This is a genomic window from Enterococcus sp. NPDC086594 (assembly GCF_044746145.1).
GTDB classification, from domain to species: Bacteria; Bacillota; Bacilli; order Lactobacillales; family Enterococcaceae; genus Enterococcus_D; species Enterococcus_D entomosocium.
The window spans coordinates 101780-117267 of the sequence record NZ_JBIVBP010000008.1 but is presented as its reverse complement, the minus strand read 5'-3'; the positions used below and the strand labels follow the sequence as shown (position 1 = coordinate 117267).

The window sequence follows — 15488 nt, the reverse complement described above, 5'->3', positions numbered from 1 at the left end:
ACCAGTTAGGCTATCTCTTTTTCTATCTTTTTTTACAAAAAAAGTGTTGGTAGAAAATCCGTAGATTTTCCACCAACACTAAATATTGTAGAGCCAAAAAACCGCAAGAAATGAACGATTTCTCGTCATTTCTTGCGGTTTTCTTCTATGGACTTATGTCACAGTCCCTTTCAAAACACTTTATTTTTTAACGATAAACCACCATTCGATACCGATCGCATCGTAGGTCGTCAACAATTGCCGTTTTTTGTCGATGAAAAACTCTTGCTTCTTCTCAGACAAGTGTTTTTCTAATGTATCGATATCTTCTTGACTGATGGAGATTTTCAAGAAGTCTAAGCCAAGCACCTCATGGGTCGGTAAATCGATCGTACCACCTTGTGCTTCCGTCAAGCCAACTTGGAAGTCACCATCATTGAGGATAAATTCCTTCGTTTCGGCTTCTTTTGTTTTCAACCCTAAGCTTTCTTCTAAGAAAAGCTGCTCTTTGGCTAGATTACTGACGTTTAAATACAGCTTGCCAAAATGAGCTTCTTTTGATAAGCCAGCCGCTTTTGCAGGTGCCGCTTTGATCAATTCTGCTTCGTCTTTGGGTACCGCAGTTCCTGCGGGTGCTGTAAATAAGACTTCGATTTTGTTTCCTTCTGGATCAGCTATCAGGAAGCCTAATTGATTCGCTTCATAACGAGCTTCTTCGAAAGCAATCGCTTTTTGTTGGGCATTGCTCGCGATAGTTGCCGCTTCTTCTAGCGAGGATACGGCTAAAACGATGCGCTGCATCTTTTTGATCTCACCGAAATGGTCGTTGGCACGCGGGCTTTCTTCCAACCATAAAACTTCTCTATCTAATCCTTTTAGACCAAAGATGGCCAACTCATTTTCTTCTCTTTTCAGCTCAAAGCCAAGTACATCGCGATAAAAGGCAATCGCTTGATCGCGGTCTTTTACCCGAATTGCAACAGTCAGCAACTTCGTACTGCTCCCCAATAAGAAATCTGTCATTGTTTCTCCCCCTACTTACATATGTACTCATTGTACTGATAAAACGAAATTCTAGCAAATGAAATCCCTATCTCTTTTATTCTTTTTTTAGAGAAAATAAGAAGAAACGCACAGAAAAGTCAGAATTTTGCATTTTTATGAGTAGAGAGGAGGCGCTTGGGTGTCGCTAATGGCTTCAACTACAGCCAGCTGCTGCTGGACTTGCCGCGAGGATCTGGGTTCCTAAACGATCGATCCGATCGGTGATACAAACGGCAGCTACCCCTGCTTTTAAGGCTTTCTGAGCACTTTTTAGTTTTGGCAGCATGCCGCCCGTGACTACTTCTTCGGTGATCAAGCGGGGGATCTCTTCAAAAGAAACAGCGGATAACCACTTACTTTCTTGCTTGATCCCAGGGACATCCGTCAACAAATACAGTTTTTCGGCTTGTAAGCTGGCTGCGACCTGACAAGCCACTTCATCCGCGTTGATGTTCAACCATTGCCCCTCTGGCGTAATTCCTAGTGGGGCCAAGATCGGGACATGTTTTTTCTCTGTCAAGAGCTGCAAGAAGGCGGCGTTGATTCGCTGAACTTTCCCTACTTGCCCTAATTTCTCCTCATCGATAACTTCTCCTTGGATCAGCTGATCACAGCCAGCATTCAGTCCCACGGCATGGAAGCCAGCTTGCTGGAAAGCAGTCGTAATCAGCGGTTGAACTTGTCCCAAAAGGACCATTCTAGTCACTTCAAGCGTCTGGGGATCGGTCACCCGCAAGCCGTCTTTGATTTTGACTGTCAACGCCATTTTCTCCATCATTTCTGAGATGTAGTGACCACCGCCATGGACGATGACCACTTTTTTGCCCGCAGCTTGCCAATCTGCTATCGTCTCAAAGAATGACGGGGTTAAATTTTCTGAGGCGACACCGCCGATTTTTACTACGATCGTTTCCATCTACTCGCTCCTTTTTGTCTAGTACCTGATTTGTTTCAGGTATGATATAGTGCGTTGATTTTCACATAGTCATACGTCAGATCACAGCCCCAAGCGGTGCCAACACCTGCCCCTTCTTTCAGCTCAACAGCGACTTTGACTTCATTTTCCGCCAACTGTTCTTGCATGATGGTTTCGTCAAAAGCTACCGGCGTCCCTTGGACAAAGACGGGAATGTCGGCTAATGCGATCGATACCGTTGCTGGATCGATGGGTTGCCCACTATAACCCACTGCACATAAGATACGCCCCCAGTTTGGGTCTTTGCCAAAGAGGGCTGTTTTGACCAGCGGCGAACCGACGATGGTTTTGCTGATCATGCGGGCTGCTTCATCGGTCACAGCTCCACTCGTGTGAGCTTCGATCAATTTGCTGGCGCCTTCTCCGTCCTTCGCAATTGCTTTGGCTAAGGCGGTCAGAACTGCTTTAAGCATCCCTTTAAACTCATGATAAGCTGGCGTATCGGCTTCGATCGTTGGATTTTTGGCTAACCCGTTGGCTAAAACTAACACCATATCATTGGTAGATGTATCGCCATCGACCGTGATTTGATTGAAAGTAACGTCGGTTAATTCTTTCAGCAGTGCTTGCAAGAGTGCTGGAGCGATCGCCGCATCTGTCGTAACAAAGGCCAGCATCGTGGCCATATTGGGATGGATCATACCAGACCCTTTGGCACAGCCCGCAACAGTCACCGTTTTGTCAGCGATTGTTGATTGGATGACACTGCTTTTTTCAGTCAGATCCGTCGTCAAAATCGCTCTTTGGAATTGGTGGGCATCCCCTTGCCTGTTTAGTTGCTGAATCCCTGCAGTGATTTTTTCCATCGGTAAGCTCTTGCCAATGATTCCGGTGGAGGCTACCGCAAAGGCTTCGGGACTCGTATGCAGCTGGTCTGCTGCCAATTCTGCCATCTCTTGTGCATCTTTTAAACCTTGCTCCCCGGTACAAGCATTGGCATTGCCCGCATTGACGATCACGCCTTGCAAGGTGCCTGCTTGCATTTTTTCCTTTGTAACGAGAATGGGTGCCGCTTGTACTTGATTGGTGGTAAAGACTGCCGCAGCACTGGCTGGCACTTCAGAGACGATCCAACCAAGATCGACTTTCTCTTTCTTCAGACCGCAATGCAGACCGTCGGCAAAAAAACCTTTTGGGGTTGCGATCGTTCCTTCGATTTCTTTCATTTTCTTTCCTCCTACTGCCACCTTTTTGCGGATTGTCCACTGGCTGACACGAGTATCCTCACGTGTCTGTTGGCTATTTTATGGGTATAACGGAGCTTGCATAAGACCGGTCGTTTCTGGTATCCCTGCCCATCGATTGAAGTTTTGGATCGCTTGGCCAGCAGCCCCTTTGCCTAAATTATCGATCACTGCGACAACGGTCAACACTTGGGTCAGCGGATTGAAACATAGGCCAATGTCACAAAAATTCGTTCCCGTCACTTGCCGCAGCTCGGGCAGCTTTCCTAACGGTTGCACTCGGACAAACGGATGGTCTTGATACGTTTTTACGTACTGCTCATAGATGTCCTCTTGCGAAATCGCGTCTTTGGTAGGGGCATAAAGCGTCATAAAGATCCCTCTTTTGACAGGCAGTAAGCTGGTAGAAAATTGGATCGGCGGCATTGCCTGATCCCATTGTTGAAACTGTTGCATGATCTCGGGAATATGCTGATGCTGATTTGGCTTATACATCGTCATGTTATCCGCAGCGGTTGCAAAGTGACTGCTGTCAGTCAATTTCTTTCCAGCACCCGATAAGCCCGACTTGCCATCAAAAATCAACGTGCCGCTGAATAGTTTTTGCTGAACCAACGGCGCAGCCGCTAAAATGGCAGCAGTCGCATAACAGCCTGGATTGGCGATCAAATTGCCAGAAGTCGTTGCAAACTCAGGCAGCGAATAGGTCGCTTGTGCCAACAACTCGGCAGGTGCAGCTTCTTGGTGATACCATTTTTGATAGCTATCCCGATCCTTCAATCGCAGATCACCAGAAAGGTCAATCACTGGAAAGTCATTTGCGACAAAAGTCGCTGCGAGTTCTTTGCTGATTCCAGCAGGAGTCGCAAAAAACACGAGTTGATTTTCCTTTTGGATTTTTTCTGCATCAAAAGGTTCGATCAACCGCTCTGTCAGTCCAATTAAATGAGGATACAAAACTGATGAATTTTCATGCATAGAATGACTATGCAAGGTGCCCACCTCCAATTGGGGATGCTGCTGGATCAAACGAATCAATTCAATTCCGGTATACCCTGTTACACCAACGATTGCTGCCTTCAAACACGTCACTCCTCAAAAGAATTTACTTAAGATTATAAGAAACTCCCATCGCTCTGTCAATGATTATTTATAAAACTATTCAAAATAAACTCGCTGTTATTCGGTTTTTATAAGAAAAAATGCTCAAAAAATCTATTTTTATACAATTATGCTAAGATCGCTTGTAAAATCGCCAAGGCTGCTTGCGTTTCCTCTTGCGAGATCGTTAAGGGTGGCAGCAAGCGCAAAACCTTGGTTCCCGCCTTTAATGCGAGGAGGCCTTGGTTCCGCAGTTGGGTCAACACGGATTGCAAGCTTTCCGAATCTGCTAATTCGATACCGATCATCAATCCTTTCCCACGAATCGCCTGCACTTTAGATAATCCTTGCAATCCGTCGAAAAACTGCTGCTGGCGCAATTGAACATTGACTTGAATGTCCTCTTCTTGCAACACACTGCAAACGGCACTAGCAGCGGCCATCGCTAATTTATTGCCACCAAAGGTCGAACCGTGACTACCTGGTCCAAAAGCCGTTTGCAAATGACTTTTGCCTAGCATCGCTCCGACAGGGATCCCGTTACCAAGCCCTTTGGCTACGGTAAAAAGATCAGGTTCAATGCCGTATCCTTCAAACGCAAACAGCGTTCCTGTCCGTCCCATCCCGGTTTGGATCTCATCCACCACTAGCAGTGCTCCCTGCTCCTGACAAAGGGCTGCCACGGCTTGGACCCATGCCACCTCAGCAGGGATCACGCCGCCTTCGCCTTGGATCAATTCTAAAAACACGGCTGCCGTATGCTCATCTAAAACGGCTTGCAATGCCTCAAGGTCATTAAAGGGTACATACACCATCTCTGGTACCAGCGGACCAAACCCATCGTGAATACTGCTTTGCCCAGTCAAAGACATCGCGCCAAAGGTCCGACCGTGGAAAGATTGTTCAAAACTGATGACTTTGCTACGGCCAGTCGCTTTGCGAGCCAGCTTTAAAGCTGCTTCGTTCGCCTCAGCGCCGCTATTACAAAAATAGGCCAGATACGGCTCGTCTGATACGTTCTTTTGGTTTTGGGTCAGCTTTTGGGCAACTTCTTCTTGTAGTTGGCTGTCATATAAATTCGGCACATGCCAAATCTGCTCTGCTTGGGTCATCAAAGCGGCTTGCACTTTGGGATGTCCATAACCGAGATTGACAACCCCGATACCGCTCGTTAAATCTAAATATTGGTTCCCTTGCGAATCTACGACATAGCTCCCGCTGCCTTGCTGGATATCGATGGGCAAACGGCTGTAATTAGGAAAAAGATGACTCATTGGTTTCACTCCTTGTCTTGGATCATTCGAAATTATGTATTAATATACATTTTTATCTAGATAATTGCAATAAATATTTAAAATAAAGCCATATAAATTCATAAAAAAAAGAAAGCAGTGACAATCACTGCTTTCTTTCAGTCAACCTTTGGCGGTCTGTTTATCATCATTTGGGGAAGAATTTCTTTCATTACAAACAGTGGATCACGCCACTTCTTCTGAAAATTGACTGTTATAAAGGTCTGCATAGAAACCGTTTTGCGCCATCAATTCCTCATGGTTTCCAGTCTCAACAATAGATCCGTGATTCATCACGATGATATTGTCAGCATCACGAATCGTAGAGAGACGGTGAGCAACCACAAAGCTGGTCCGATTTTCTAACAAACGCCCCATTGCTTTCTGGATCAAGATCTCAGTCCGCGTATCGACACTAGAAGTTGCCTCATCCAAAATCAAGACGTCCGGATCCGCTAAGAAGGCGCGGGCGATCGTGATCAGCTGACGTTGACCTTGGGAGATGTTGCTGGCTTCTTCATTCAAGACCGTATCATAGCCTTCTGGCAATTTGCGAACAAAATCATCCACATGGGCAGCCTTCGCCGCAGCAATCACTTGTTCTTTGGTCGCTTTTTCATTTCCATAATGAATGTTGTCATAGATGGAGCCGGTAAACAACCACGTATCTTGCAGCACCATCGAGATATTACTACGCAATTCATCACGAGTCAAGTCTCGGGTATCTCTGCCATCATAACGAATGCTACCGCCAGAAACATCATAAAAACGTTCCAAGAGATTGATCAGCGTGGTTTTCCCAGCGCCGGTTGGTCCTACGATAGCCACCATCTCACCAGCTTTGACATCCAAATTAAAATCGGTCATCAATAATTTGTCTGGGGCATAACCAAATTGAACATGATCGAAACGAACTTTGTATTCACTGTCTTCCACTGGTAAACCAGAAGGCTCATCATTCATTTCTTCTTCATCCAAGACTTCAAAGACCCGTTCGGCAGATGCAACGGTTGATTGGATGGTGTTTAGCAAACTAGCGATTTGAGTGATCGGTTGAGAGAATTGATTGGTGTATTGCAAGAATGCTTGCACATCCCCTAACGTCATGTTCCCATTCGCTACCTTGATTCCACCAAGGACAGCCACGAAGACATAGCCTAAGTTTTTAATGAAGTTCATCAAGGGCATAATAATCGCTGAAATAAATTGGGCTTTCCAACCAGCAGAATACAGACGGTCATTTTCTTCTTCAAAAACGACTTGATCGGCAGCTTCATGGTTGAAGGTTTTGACTACTGTATGACCGCCGTAAGTTTCTTCGACTTGGTCATTGAGCAATCCTAAACTTTTTTGTTGGGCCGCAAAGAATTTTTGCGATTTTGGTGCGACGATCATCACGACGATCAAGCTTAAAGGAACCGTTGCTAAAGCAATCAAAGTCAGTTGCCAACTGATCGTCAGCATCATCCACAAAACCCCGATAAAGGTCACGACACTCGTAATAAATTGGGTCAAGTTTTGTTGCAGGGTACTTGCGATATTATCCATATCATTGATTGCCCGTGACATGATATCCCCATTTGAGTGAGTATCATAGTAAGAGATCGGCAAGCGGTTCATTTTTTCATCTAAGTCTCGACGCAGCTCATAAACCGTTCGTTGAGAGACACGGGTCATAATAAACTGTTGTAGAAAGTTGAAGACGGCTGAAATCACATACATGCCGATCGCGATCAAAATGATTTGACCAACTTTCTCAAAATCGATAGGAAATTCTGTCACCTGTTGGCCGGCTTGCATCTGCTGCGTACCGATCATGACCCCTTTAAAAATTTCAGTGGTCGCTTCCCCTAAAATTTTCGGTGTTTGGATTTGGAAGATCACGGCTGCGATCGCTAAAACGAAGACGGCAATGATAGCGATGGAGCGTTTCGACATGTACCCGAAAAGCCGTTTGACCGTCCCCCAAAAGTTTTTTGGTTTTGGTCCTTTGGCACCGATGTTACGGCCCGGGCCGCCACCCATTGGTCCGCCACGGTGTTGTGTTGTTGTTTTCTTTTCACTCATGCAAGATCCTCCTCTCTCAATTGTGAAGAAACGATTTCTTGATAGGTTTCATTGTCTGCCATTAATGATTCATGGGTCCCTTTCCCTACGAGTTGTCCTTCATCCAATACTAAGATCGTATCGGCATCCATGACGGTGCTGACCCGTTGGGCAACCACGACCATGATGCTGTCTTGCATGTCGCGTTTCAGCGCTGCTCGTAAGTTTGCATCGGTTTTGAAGTCCAATGCGGAGAAGGAATCATCAAAGACATAGACATCTGCTTGTTTCACTAACGCACGAGCAATCGCTAAACGTTGACGTTGTCCACCAGAGAAGTTGCCGCCGCCTTGTTCTACACGGCTATCTAAGCCATCTGCCAGTTCGGAGACAAAATCTTTGGCTTGGGCGATCTCTAATGCTTGCCAGATTTCTTCGTCTGTCGCATCAGGTTTTCCATATTTCATATTTTCACGAATGGTACCGGAAAACAGTACCGCTTTTTGCGGAACAAAGCCCACGACTTCTCGTAGATTATGCTGGGTGATTTCTGCAATATTGACCCCATTGATTTTGATTGCACCAGACTCCACATCGTACAAACGAGGCAAGAGATTGACTAGTGTCGTTTTCCCTGAGCCCGTCCCACCGATGATGGCAACAAAATCACCAGATTTTGCTTGGAAGTCGATATCTTCCAACGCCAATTTCTCAGCGCCTTGGTAGCGATACGCCACATGGTCAAAAGTCAAGGTTGCTTGATCCCCTTGTAAGCTCAATGTCGCTGGTGTTTTTGGATCGAGAATTTCATCTTCTTCATTTAAGACTTCGTTGATCCGATCAGCTGATGCTTGGGCTCTTGGCACCATCACGAAGATCATGGACAGCATCATAAAGCTGATCAAAATTTGCATCGCATAAGTCATAAACGCAATCAGGTTCCCGACTTCTAAGGTCATTTCGGCAATATAATGACCACCAAACCATGTGATGGCAATGTTCGTTCCACTCATGATCAACGTCATCAAAGGCATCATCAAGGCCACGATGGTATTTACTTTGATCGCGGTGTGGGTGTAATCTTTGTTGGCTTGATCAAAGCGGTTTGCTTCATAATCCGTTTTGTCAAATGCCCGAATGACCCGGACCCCCGTCAAGCCTTCACGAAAGACTAAGTTCAAACGGTCGGTTTTCTTTTGCATACTTTTGAATAAAGGAACGGCAAAATACATAATACCGCCGACTAATACTAGCATGATAGGAATAACGACTAAAAAGATCCGTGTTAACTGGGCATCTTTTTGGTAGGCCAAGAAGCTCGCCCCAATCAGTGTGATCGGTGCATTGATCATCATACGTAAAAACATTTGCGTCACCATTTGAATTTGGTTGACGTCGTTGGTGGTCCGCGTGATTAATGATGCGGTCCCAAATTTATCGAAAGAACGAGAAGAAAAATTCTCAACTTTTTGGTAAATGTCCGAACGTAGTTTTTGTCCTAATTTTTGTGATTCTCTTGTTGCGAAATACGTATTTCCTAAAGCGGCGATGATACTGATCAATGAAAAGCCGATCATGTAAAAGCCGGTTTTCCAAATGTAATCAATGTCCCCTGTCGCCACCCCATTGTTGATAATATTGGAAGTCAATGTCGGTAGATACAAATCAGAAACGACTTGGATCACCATAAACACCACTGCCATGATTATGGAAATGACGGATACGCGTTTTATCAGCTTAATCATAGGTTTCCCCTCTTTCTTTTTTTGCGCCCTCTCTTAACCAGCGGACTTTACTGTTGAAATCAGCGATCGCTTCGGCAGGATCATAGTCTGGATCGAATGCTGATTGGCGATAGGCTTCGGCAATCGTCGAAAAGACGGTATGCATCAGCAGCTGGATCAGCATTTTCAACTCATGGTCGTCTTTGACTTTCAATAAATCTTTGTCGACCTCTGACAAAAAGATGGCTTGTTGCTTCTGCCGATCGGCTTTGTGTTCTTGATGCATCTTGTGCTGCATCTCTGGAACGACTTTATGGAAGGAACGATAATCCATACTCATAAATAAATTGCGGTAAAAGTTTGCGTTTTTGCCTTTGAAAACCTCGGCGATCATCCGTGAAAAGTACCATTCGAACCCCGCAAACAGATCCCCGTTTTCATGTTGGATCGATTTCAGCAGATCTCGCTGACTATTTTTTTTCAACGTATGGAAATAATAGTAATAAAGATCTTCTTTGTTTTCGAAGTATTGATAAAAACTCCCACGAGGAATCTCGGCATCTTTGATGATATTGGCGATCGAGGCGTCTTTCAACGGCAGCCTTGAGAATTCTTTTTTCGCCGCATTTAAGATGCGCTTTTGTTTTTCCGGCGGCAAGTGAAAAAATGTATCGGTCGGCATCACAAGCAACTCCTTTCTAATTTAAAATAAATCACAGCCCTCAATATGACACGATGTCATATGACACTGTGTCATTATACACCCCTCACCAGAGAATGCAAGAATTTAAATTTGACTTTTTTATGAAGGAATCGATTCTGGTCTTTTTATAAAAGGCGTTATTTGAAAAGAAATCACGAGTGAAATTTCTGAAAACAAAAAACCTTCGTTTCCCTGATGGAAAACGAAGGTTGCTATTTTTTCATTCTGCCGATTATAAATAACGGTCATTTTTTCTTTCGGCGCCATAAAATCAAGAAAACGATCAGCAGCAGGATAACACCTGCGATCAATAAGGTATAACTTGGCGCTTCATTGGTTTTAGGTAATGTTTTTTCACCATCGGCAGTAGCGTTGGCCTCTTTCGAAGAAGTCGTTGTCGCTGTTTCTTGAGCAGTCGTCGATGTTGCCGTCGCTTCTTCAGTCGTACTCGTTTGCGTGCCTGTAGGCAGATACATGGAATCATTTGCCGCTTGAATGATATAAGAGATCCGTCCTGGGACAAAGGCACCTGGATCGACTTGCATCTCTTGTTCCATCTGATTTAAATTGGTCAAAATTGAAATCATCCATTCGTTGGAAACGGCTTGATTCAAATGTAAAAAGACTCCGTCTGCTGGATAGACGACCCGTAAATATTCCTGCAACTGATCCACGACAGGAATCAAGTCAGCAAAACTGGCATAGCTATTCGCATCAAAAGCCAGTTGCGGCTCAATGGCTTCCCAGGATAACGTCTGATCGACAAACAAGGCGCCGATGATTTTTGCCAAGTAAGCAATATCAAAGCCCATCGCATCACTAGAATAACGTAGCGCTAGGCGATTGCCATTGGTCAATTCTTCATCTGTCAACTGGTCCAACTGTTCTTGGGTAAATGCGGTCACACTGCCTTCAGTGATCCCTTGGGTTAAGGCGCTACGAAGCGAACTAGGTTCATCGGCTAACGTGTTGATCTCATTGACGTTTTGCGTCCCTGTCTCTGCTTGGATCGAGGCAATAACGGCTTCGGAATCGACTGGCTCTTGATTCTCGTCAGCTGTAGTTTCTGAAGTAGCGGATTGATCCGTTTCTTGATTTTCATCTGTACTTTCTTGGGCAGAATTTTGAATCTGCTCACTGTCTGTTTGCCCTTCTGATGAAAGCGTCTCGCTAACGGCAACCGGATTGTCACTTCCACTCGTAGCCGTTTCATCTGCATGAACCATCATTGGTGAAAATGCCAGCGACATCAGTCCGAACCAAATTATTTTTTTCATCGTCATTGCCTCCTCGAATGGGATTTCTCCCTTTGTAACGAAACTGTAACATAAAGGCCTCGTTTCCGCAATCAATTTAGTAACTTCTTAAAAAAAAACCTCCATCTTTATCAGATAGAGGTTTTACCATTATTTTATCGTTGCCACATGCATGACTGCTTGACCTGCGTTTGTTTCCGCGATCGGTAACAGTTCAACGTTGGCTGCTTGGTCCATATTGGTGATAATGACAAGCATCTCAGAAGCTTTGCCTTTAGCTGTCAACTGCGCCAAATCGACTTGGGCAACTTGGGTGGCTGGTGTCACGGCTTGGCCTTCCTCCACCAGGATTTCAAAAGGTGCTCCTTGCAATTCCACGGTGTCGACACCCATGTGTAGCAGAATCTCTAGCCCGCTGGCAGTCTTGATCCCCAATGCATGTTTCGTTGGGAAAATCGTCGTGATCGTTCCTGCTGCTGGTGCAAAGATCGCTCCATTGTCTGGCAAGACAAAATACCCGTCGCCCATCATTTTTTGCGAAAATACCGGATCACTTGATGCACTGATTGATTTTGTCGTGCCTGTTGCTACTGCGTATAAGGGTGTATCGATCGTTGTTGCTGATGAATTTGCTGCCGTTTCCTTTGCTGCCGTTTCACTCGTTTCTTTTGGTTGCGGTTGCACGGAAGTGACGGTTGCAGCTGGTTTTGCCTCCTCTGCCTCGCTTTCTTTGACTGCTTCTAAGCGATCTTTAGGAATCCCAAAGAAGTAGGTGGCAACGAAGCCGCCAGCATAGCCTGCTAACAAGCCGAAAATATAACCCATCCAACGGCCGTTGGCAATCAATGGAATCAAAGCTAGCCCTGATGGTCCAATCGCCGTTGCGCCGATATTTGTCAAAGCGCCAATGACCGCACCACCGATCCCACCACCAATACAAGCAGTGATAAATGGTCGACCTAATGGCAATGTCACTCCGTAGATCAATGGTTCGCCAATACCTAAGATCCCAACTGGCAATGCACCTTTGATCATTTCAGAAAGCTCTTTGTCTTTACGTAGTCGTACCCATAAGGCGAAAGCTGCTCCGACTTGACCGGCACCAGCCATGGCTAAAATCGGTAATAATTGCGTGCTGCCTGTTGCTTCGATCATTTGGATGTGGATTGGGGTCAAAATTTGATGCAAACCAAACATGACCATTGGTAGGAAGGCCGCCCCTAAGACAAACCCAGAAAACGCACCGCCCACATTCAAGACCCAAGTGATCGAACCGACTAAGCTGTCAGAGATCAGACCTGCCAATGGCATGATCAAGAAAATCTCCGTCAAACCGATGATCAACAAACACAACGTCGGGGTCACGATAATATCGATCGCTTCAGGAATCACTCGATGCAGCACTGCCTCTAATTTCGCCAAAAGCCATACAGCGAAGATCACACCGATGATCCCCCCTTGGTTGGCAGCTAAAGCTTCGCCAGTGAACAAGTTTTGGATCGGGGCTTCTGGGTTCATACCTGTCAGCAAGATGATCGAACCGATCACTCCACCAAGGGTTGGATTGGCTTTAAAGACCTGCGCAGCATTGACCCCAGTAAAGATCGCTAAATAGGTGAACATCCCATTTCTTAGGACGTTTAAAATCATGACATAATAATTCCAAGTATCTCCATCTAAAGTTCCAGCAGTGATCATGTTGGTCAGAACGGAGGCGATCCCTGCAACGAGTCCTGCACCAACGAAGGCTGGAATCATTGGAACAAAGATATTTGAAATGTCTTTCAGCAGCGACTTCAATGGTGATGATTTTTGTTTGGCTTTTTGGGCTGCTTTCATCTCTGCCGTTTTTTCTGATAACGCCTCTTTGCCTGATTTTTGCTGCGGGATCTCTTGCCCTAAATCAACACCGGCTTTTGCCACCATTGCGTTGGCTACTTTGTTGACTTTCCCTGGTCCGATAATGACTTGCAGCTGCTCGTCATTGACGACACCCATCACACCGGGAATCTCTTTTAACCCTTGTTGATCGACCTTGTCGTGGTCGCGGACGGTCATTCGTACGCGAGTCATACAGTGATTGACTGTTTCTACGTTGTCCATTCCGCCGGCTTCTTGAAAAATCTTCTCCGCTAGCTCTTCTACCGTCAGTGTTTCTTTTGCCATTACTTTTCTCCTCCTAACGCCGTTTTGACAAACCCATGTGCCGTGGCAAGTTTTGTTTGTGCTTCGTCTTTCGTGCTATCAGTCAACAGCATCACGATCGCCAATTTGACATTCTGATCTGCTTCTTCAAATGCCGCGGCGGCTGTTTCATAATCAGCTTCAGTTGCCTGCATGATGATCCGTTTTGAGCGTTCCACCAATTTTTCGTTGGTCGCTTTCACGTCGACCATCAAATTATTGTAGACTTTGCCGATCCCTACCATCGATAACGTCGAAATCATATTCAAAATTAATTTTTGGGCAGTTCCTGATTTCAAACGAGTCGAACCCGTCAGAAACTCTGGGCCACAATCGACTTCAATTGGAAAGCTGGCATGTTGAGAGATCTCCGCATCTTTGTTACAAGCGATCGTAGCCGTTGTGGCACCAAGCTCATTGGCGTAATCAAGAGCCCCAATCACGTAAGGCGTTCTACCACTGGCAGCGATCCCGATCACCATGTCATTTGGGTTCAACTTCAGATCGACAAGGTCTTGTTTCCCTAGCGTTAAGGAGTCTTCTGCTCCCTCTACAGCAACCGTCATCGCTTCTTCGCCACCGGCGATCAGACCGACCACCATCTCAGGTGATACCCCAAAGGTTGGGACACATTCGGCCGCATCCAAGACGCCTAATCGACCACTTGTCCCAGCGCCAAGATAAATCAAGCGTCCGCCTTTTTTAAAAGCAGCGATAGTTTGTTCAATCACTTTTTCAATACTAGGAATTTCATTTTCCACCGCATAGGCAACTTTTTGATCTTCTTGGTTCATTTTTTGACACGCTTCTAAAATTGTCATTTCATCTAAATTACTCGTTTTGCTATTGCGTCGTTCAGTCGTTAATTTGTCTAAATTGATTTTATTCATTGGAATCATCTCTTTCTAATTTAAATCGCATCCCTGCTTTGATTTGTTGGATCAAAGGCAGATCAGCTGGTATCACCTGAGCGGCGAGGTTGACTTTTGGGTCTGCTGGCAAAGGACGTTTGCACACTTGAATCTCTCCCATATAGCGCAAATACTTTTGGTTATCGATCGTCACAGCACCCATTGGCCGCTCTTGACTAAGTTCAGGTTTGACTTCTGGAATGGCATTGAAACGGGCATCAGCACTGCGCAATACATCCCGAGCTTCATCGTAACGATTCTGGTGATCCCCTAGTACGTGTTCAAAGTAAGTAGAACCAAGATCTTTGACCCGCAAAACGATCCGCGCTTCTTGCAGATACGTCGCAAACTGCTGCGCACTTTTTGCAGAAACCATCCCATCACCAATGTAAACAGCATCAACTGAGCCAGTAGCCAACAAGTCGATCGCTGCGGCAAAAGGCGACCAGTTGCGGTGTCTTTCCAGTGTGGGTAATCCTTGAAATAACGGTCCGCGTTTCTTGGCATCTCCTGGAACAAAGGCTTGGACGAAAAAGCCTTGTGCTTTCAACCAGCGGTTCTTCTCCTGAAACCAGTCAGCATCCAGTCCTGTTTCTGGTCGGGGGTAATAATTGTGCCAAGCTTCCAAACGAGTAAAATCGGCTCCATACGTCTGCAGCTCTCGAATGTCTTTTTCCGTTAATGTACTGGCATTCAAACTAATGATCATTTCTTTTGAAAAAGCAGCGATTTGTTGATTGTCGATGGCATAGTCCATTCGTAAACCAGTGACACCGATCTCCCTTAGTTCCGCCAGATTGTCGATGGAAAAGCCCGCTTCTGCTAAGGCGTTTCCAGAAATATCTACCATTAAAGACAGCTGATGGTCTTGTGCGAAACCTCCTAAGTCCGTCAGACGCTGCCGATAGGTACTGCGATCGTCTTCTGGTATGTGCATGGAGGTGAAAATCCCTTTAAAGCCTGATGCCATCGCAGTCATCTGCTCAAGTTCTGCTGCCGTCAAGTCTTCGTTCATAAATACAGAAAAGCCGAACATCTCTTTGCCTCCTTGGTGAGTCACTATCGTGATACCGTTTTCTATAAAAGCA

12 protein-coding genes are annotated in these 15488 nt (G+C 45.5%); all 12 read right to left on the bottom strand.

Going from position 1 to position 15488, the window contains the following annotated elements:
- Window positions 1-180 precede the first annotated feature (180 nt).
- Window positions 181-1002, bottom strand: coding sequence for a VOC family protein (locus ACIPK1_RS12670; RefSeq protein WP_005232279.1), 822 nt, complete (start codon window positions 1000-1002; stop codon window positions 181-183).
- 175 nt (window positions 1003-1177) lie between these two features.
- A complete protein-coding gene (gene argB / locus ACIPK1_RS12665; RefSeq protein WP_005232286.1) occupies window positions 1178-1939 on the bottom strand; it encodes an acetylglutamate kinase in 762 nt (253 codons plus the stop codon).
- Window positions 1940-1974: 35 nt separating this feature from the next.
- On the bottom strand, window positions 1975-3165 hold the full coding sequence (argJ, locus tag ACIPK1_RS12660) for a bifunctional glutamate N-acetyltransferase/amino-acid acetyltransferase ArgJ (protein ID WP_034878112.1): 1191 nt from the start codon (window positions 3163-3165) through the stop codon (window positions 1975-1977).
- A 78-nt stretch (window positions 3166-3243) separates the two neighbouring features.
- On the bottom strand, window positions 3244-4266 hold the full coding sequence (gene argC / locus ACIPK1_RS12655; RefSeq protein WP_005232288.1) for an N-acetyl-gamma-glutamyl-phosphate reductase: 1023 nt from the start codon (window positions 4264-4266) through the stop codon (window positions 3244-3246).
- A 146-nt stretch (window positions 4267-4412) separates the two neighbouring features.
- A complete protein-coding gene (locus tag ACIPK1_RS12650) occupies window positions 4413-5558 on the bottom strand; it encodes an acetylornithine transaminase (RefSeq protein WP_301389301.1) in 1146 nt (381 codons plus the stop codon).
- 204 nt (window positions 5559-5762) lie between these two features.
- Entirely contained in the window at window positions 5763-7643 is a 1881-nt protein-coding gene (locus tag ACIPK1_RS12645; RefSeq protein ID WP_061053672.1) for an ABC transporter ATP-binding protein, read from the bottom strand.
- Window positions 7640-9367 carry an ABC transporter ATP-binding protein gene (locus ACIPK1_RS12640; protein ID WP_008376197.1) on the bottom strand — a complete coding sequence of 576 codons (1728 nt, stop codon included), beginning with the start codon at window positions 9365-9367 and terminating at the stop codon, window positions 7640-7642. The genes ACIPK1_RS12645 and ACIPK1_RS12640 overlap by 4 nt, the downstream gene beginning before the upstream one ends.
- Window positions 9360-10028, bottom strand: a complete 669-nt coding sequence (locus ACIPK1_RS12635) for a TetR/AcrR family transcriptional regulator (RefSeq protein WP_005232294.1) — start codon at window positions 10026-10028, stop codon at window positions 9360-9362. Before ACIPK1_RS12635 ends, ACIPK1_RS12640 begins: the two co-directional genes overlap by 8 nt.
- A gap of 266 nt (window positions 10029-10294) precedes the next feature.
- Window positions 10295-11326, bottom strand: a complete 1032-nt coding sequence (locus ACIPK1_RS12630; RefSeq protein ID WP_142437174.1) for an LPXTG cell wall anchor domain-containing protein — start codon at window positions 11324-11326, stop codon at window positions 10295-10297.
- Between the two features lie 129 nt (window positions 11327-11455).
- Window positions 11456-13471, bottom strand: coding sequence for a glucose PTS transporter subunit IIA (locus ACIPK1_RS12625; protein WP_301389303.1), 2016 nt, complete (start codon window positions 13469-13471; stop codon window positions 11456-11458).
- Window positions 13471-14379 (bottom strand): N-acetylmuramic acid 6-phosphate etherase, encoded by a 909-nt coding sequence (gene murQ / locus ACIPK1_RS12620; protein WP_400451055.1) that lies wholly within the window; start codon window positions 14377-14379, stop codon window positions 13471-13473. The genes ACIPK1_RS12625 and murQ overlap by 1 nt, the downstream gene beginning before the upstream one ends.
- Entirely contained in the window at window positions 14372-15436 is a 1065-nt protein-coding gene (locus ACIPK1_RS12615) for a DUF871 domain-containing protein (RefSeq protein WP_301389305.1), read from the bottom strand. Before ACIPK1_RS12615 ends, murQ begins: the two co-directional genes overlap by 8 nt.
- Window positions 15437-15488 lie beyond the last annotated feature (52 nt).

Bases quoted from the DNA above. Each gene is read 5' to 3' on its own strand.
- ACIPK1_RS12670 (WP_005232279.1), bottom strand. From the start codon at position 1,002: ATGACAGATTTCTTATTGGGGAGCAGTACGAAGTTGCTGACTGTTGCA.
- argB (WP_005232286.1), bottom strand. From the start codon at position 1,939: ATGGAAACGATCGTAGTAAAAATCGGCGGTGTCGCCTCAGAAAATTTA.
- argJ (WP_034878112.1), bottom strand. From the start codon at position 3,165: ATGAAAGAAATCGAAGGAACGATCGCAACCCCAAAAGGTTTTTTTGCC.
- ACIPK1_RS12650 (WP_301389301.1), bottom strand. From the start codon at position 5,558: ATGAGTCATCTTTTTCCTAATTACAGCCGTTTGCCCATCGATATCCAG.
- ACIPK1_RS12645 (WP_061053672.1), bottom strand. From the start codon at position 7,643: ATGAGTGAAAAGAAAACAACAACACAACACCGTGGCGGACCAATGGGT.
- ACIPK1_RS12640 (WP_008376197.1), bottom strand. From the start codon at position 9,367: ATGATTAAGCTGATAAAACGCGTATCCGTCATTTCCATAATCATGGCA.
- ACIPK1_RS12635 (WP_005232294.1), bottom strand. From the start codon at position 10,028: ATGCCGACCGATACATTTTTTCACTTGCCGCCGGAAAAACAAAAGCGC.
- ACIPK1_RS12630 (WP_142437174.1), bottom strand. From the start codon at position 11,326: ATGAAAAAAATAATTTGGTTCGGACTGATGTCGCTGGCATTTTCACCA.
- ACIPK1_RS12625 (WP_301389303.1), bottom strand. From the start codon at position 13,471: ATGGCAAAAGAAACACTGACGGTAGAAGAGCTAGCGGAGAAGATTTTT.
- murQ (WP_400451055.1), bottom strand. From the start codon at position 14,379: ATGAATAAAATCAATTTAGACAAATTAACGACTGAACGACGCAATAGC.
- ACIPK1_RS12615 (WP_301389305.1), bottom strand. From the start codon at position 15,436: ATGTTCGGCTTTTCTGTATTTATGAACGAAGACTTGACGGCAGCAGAA.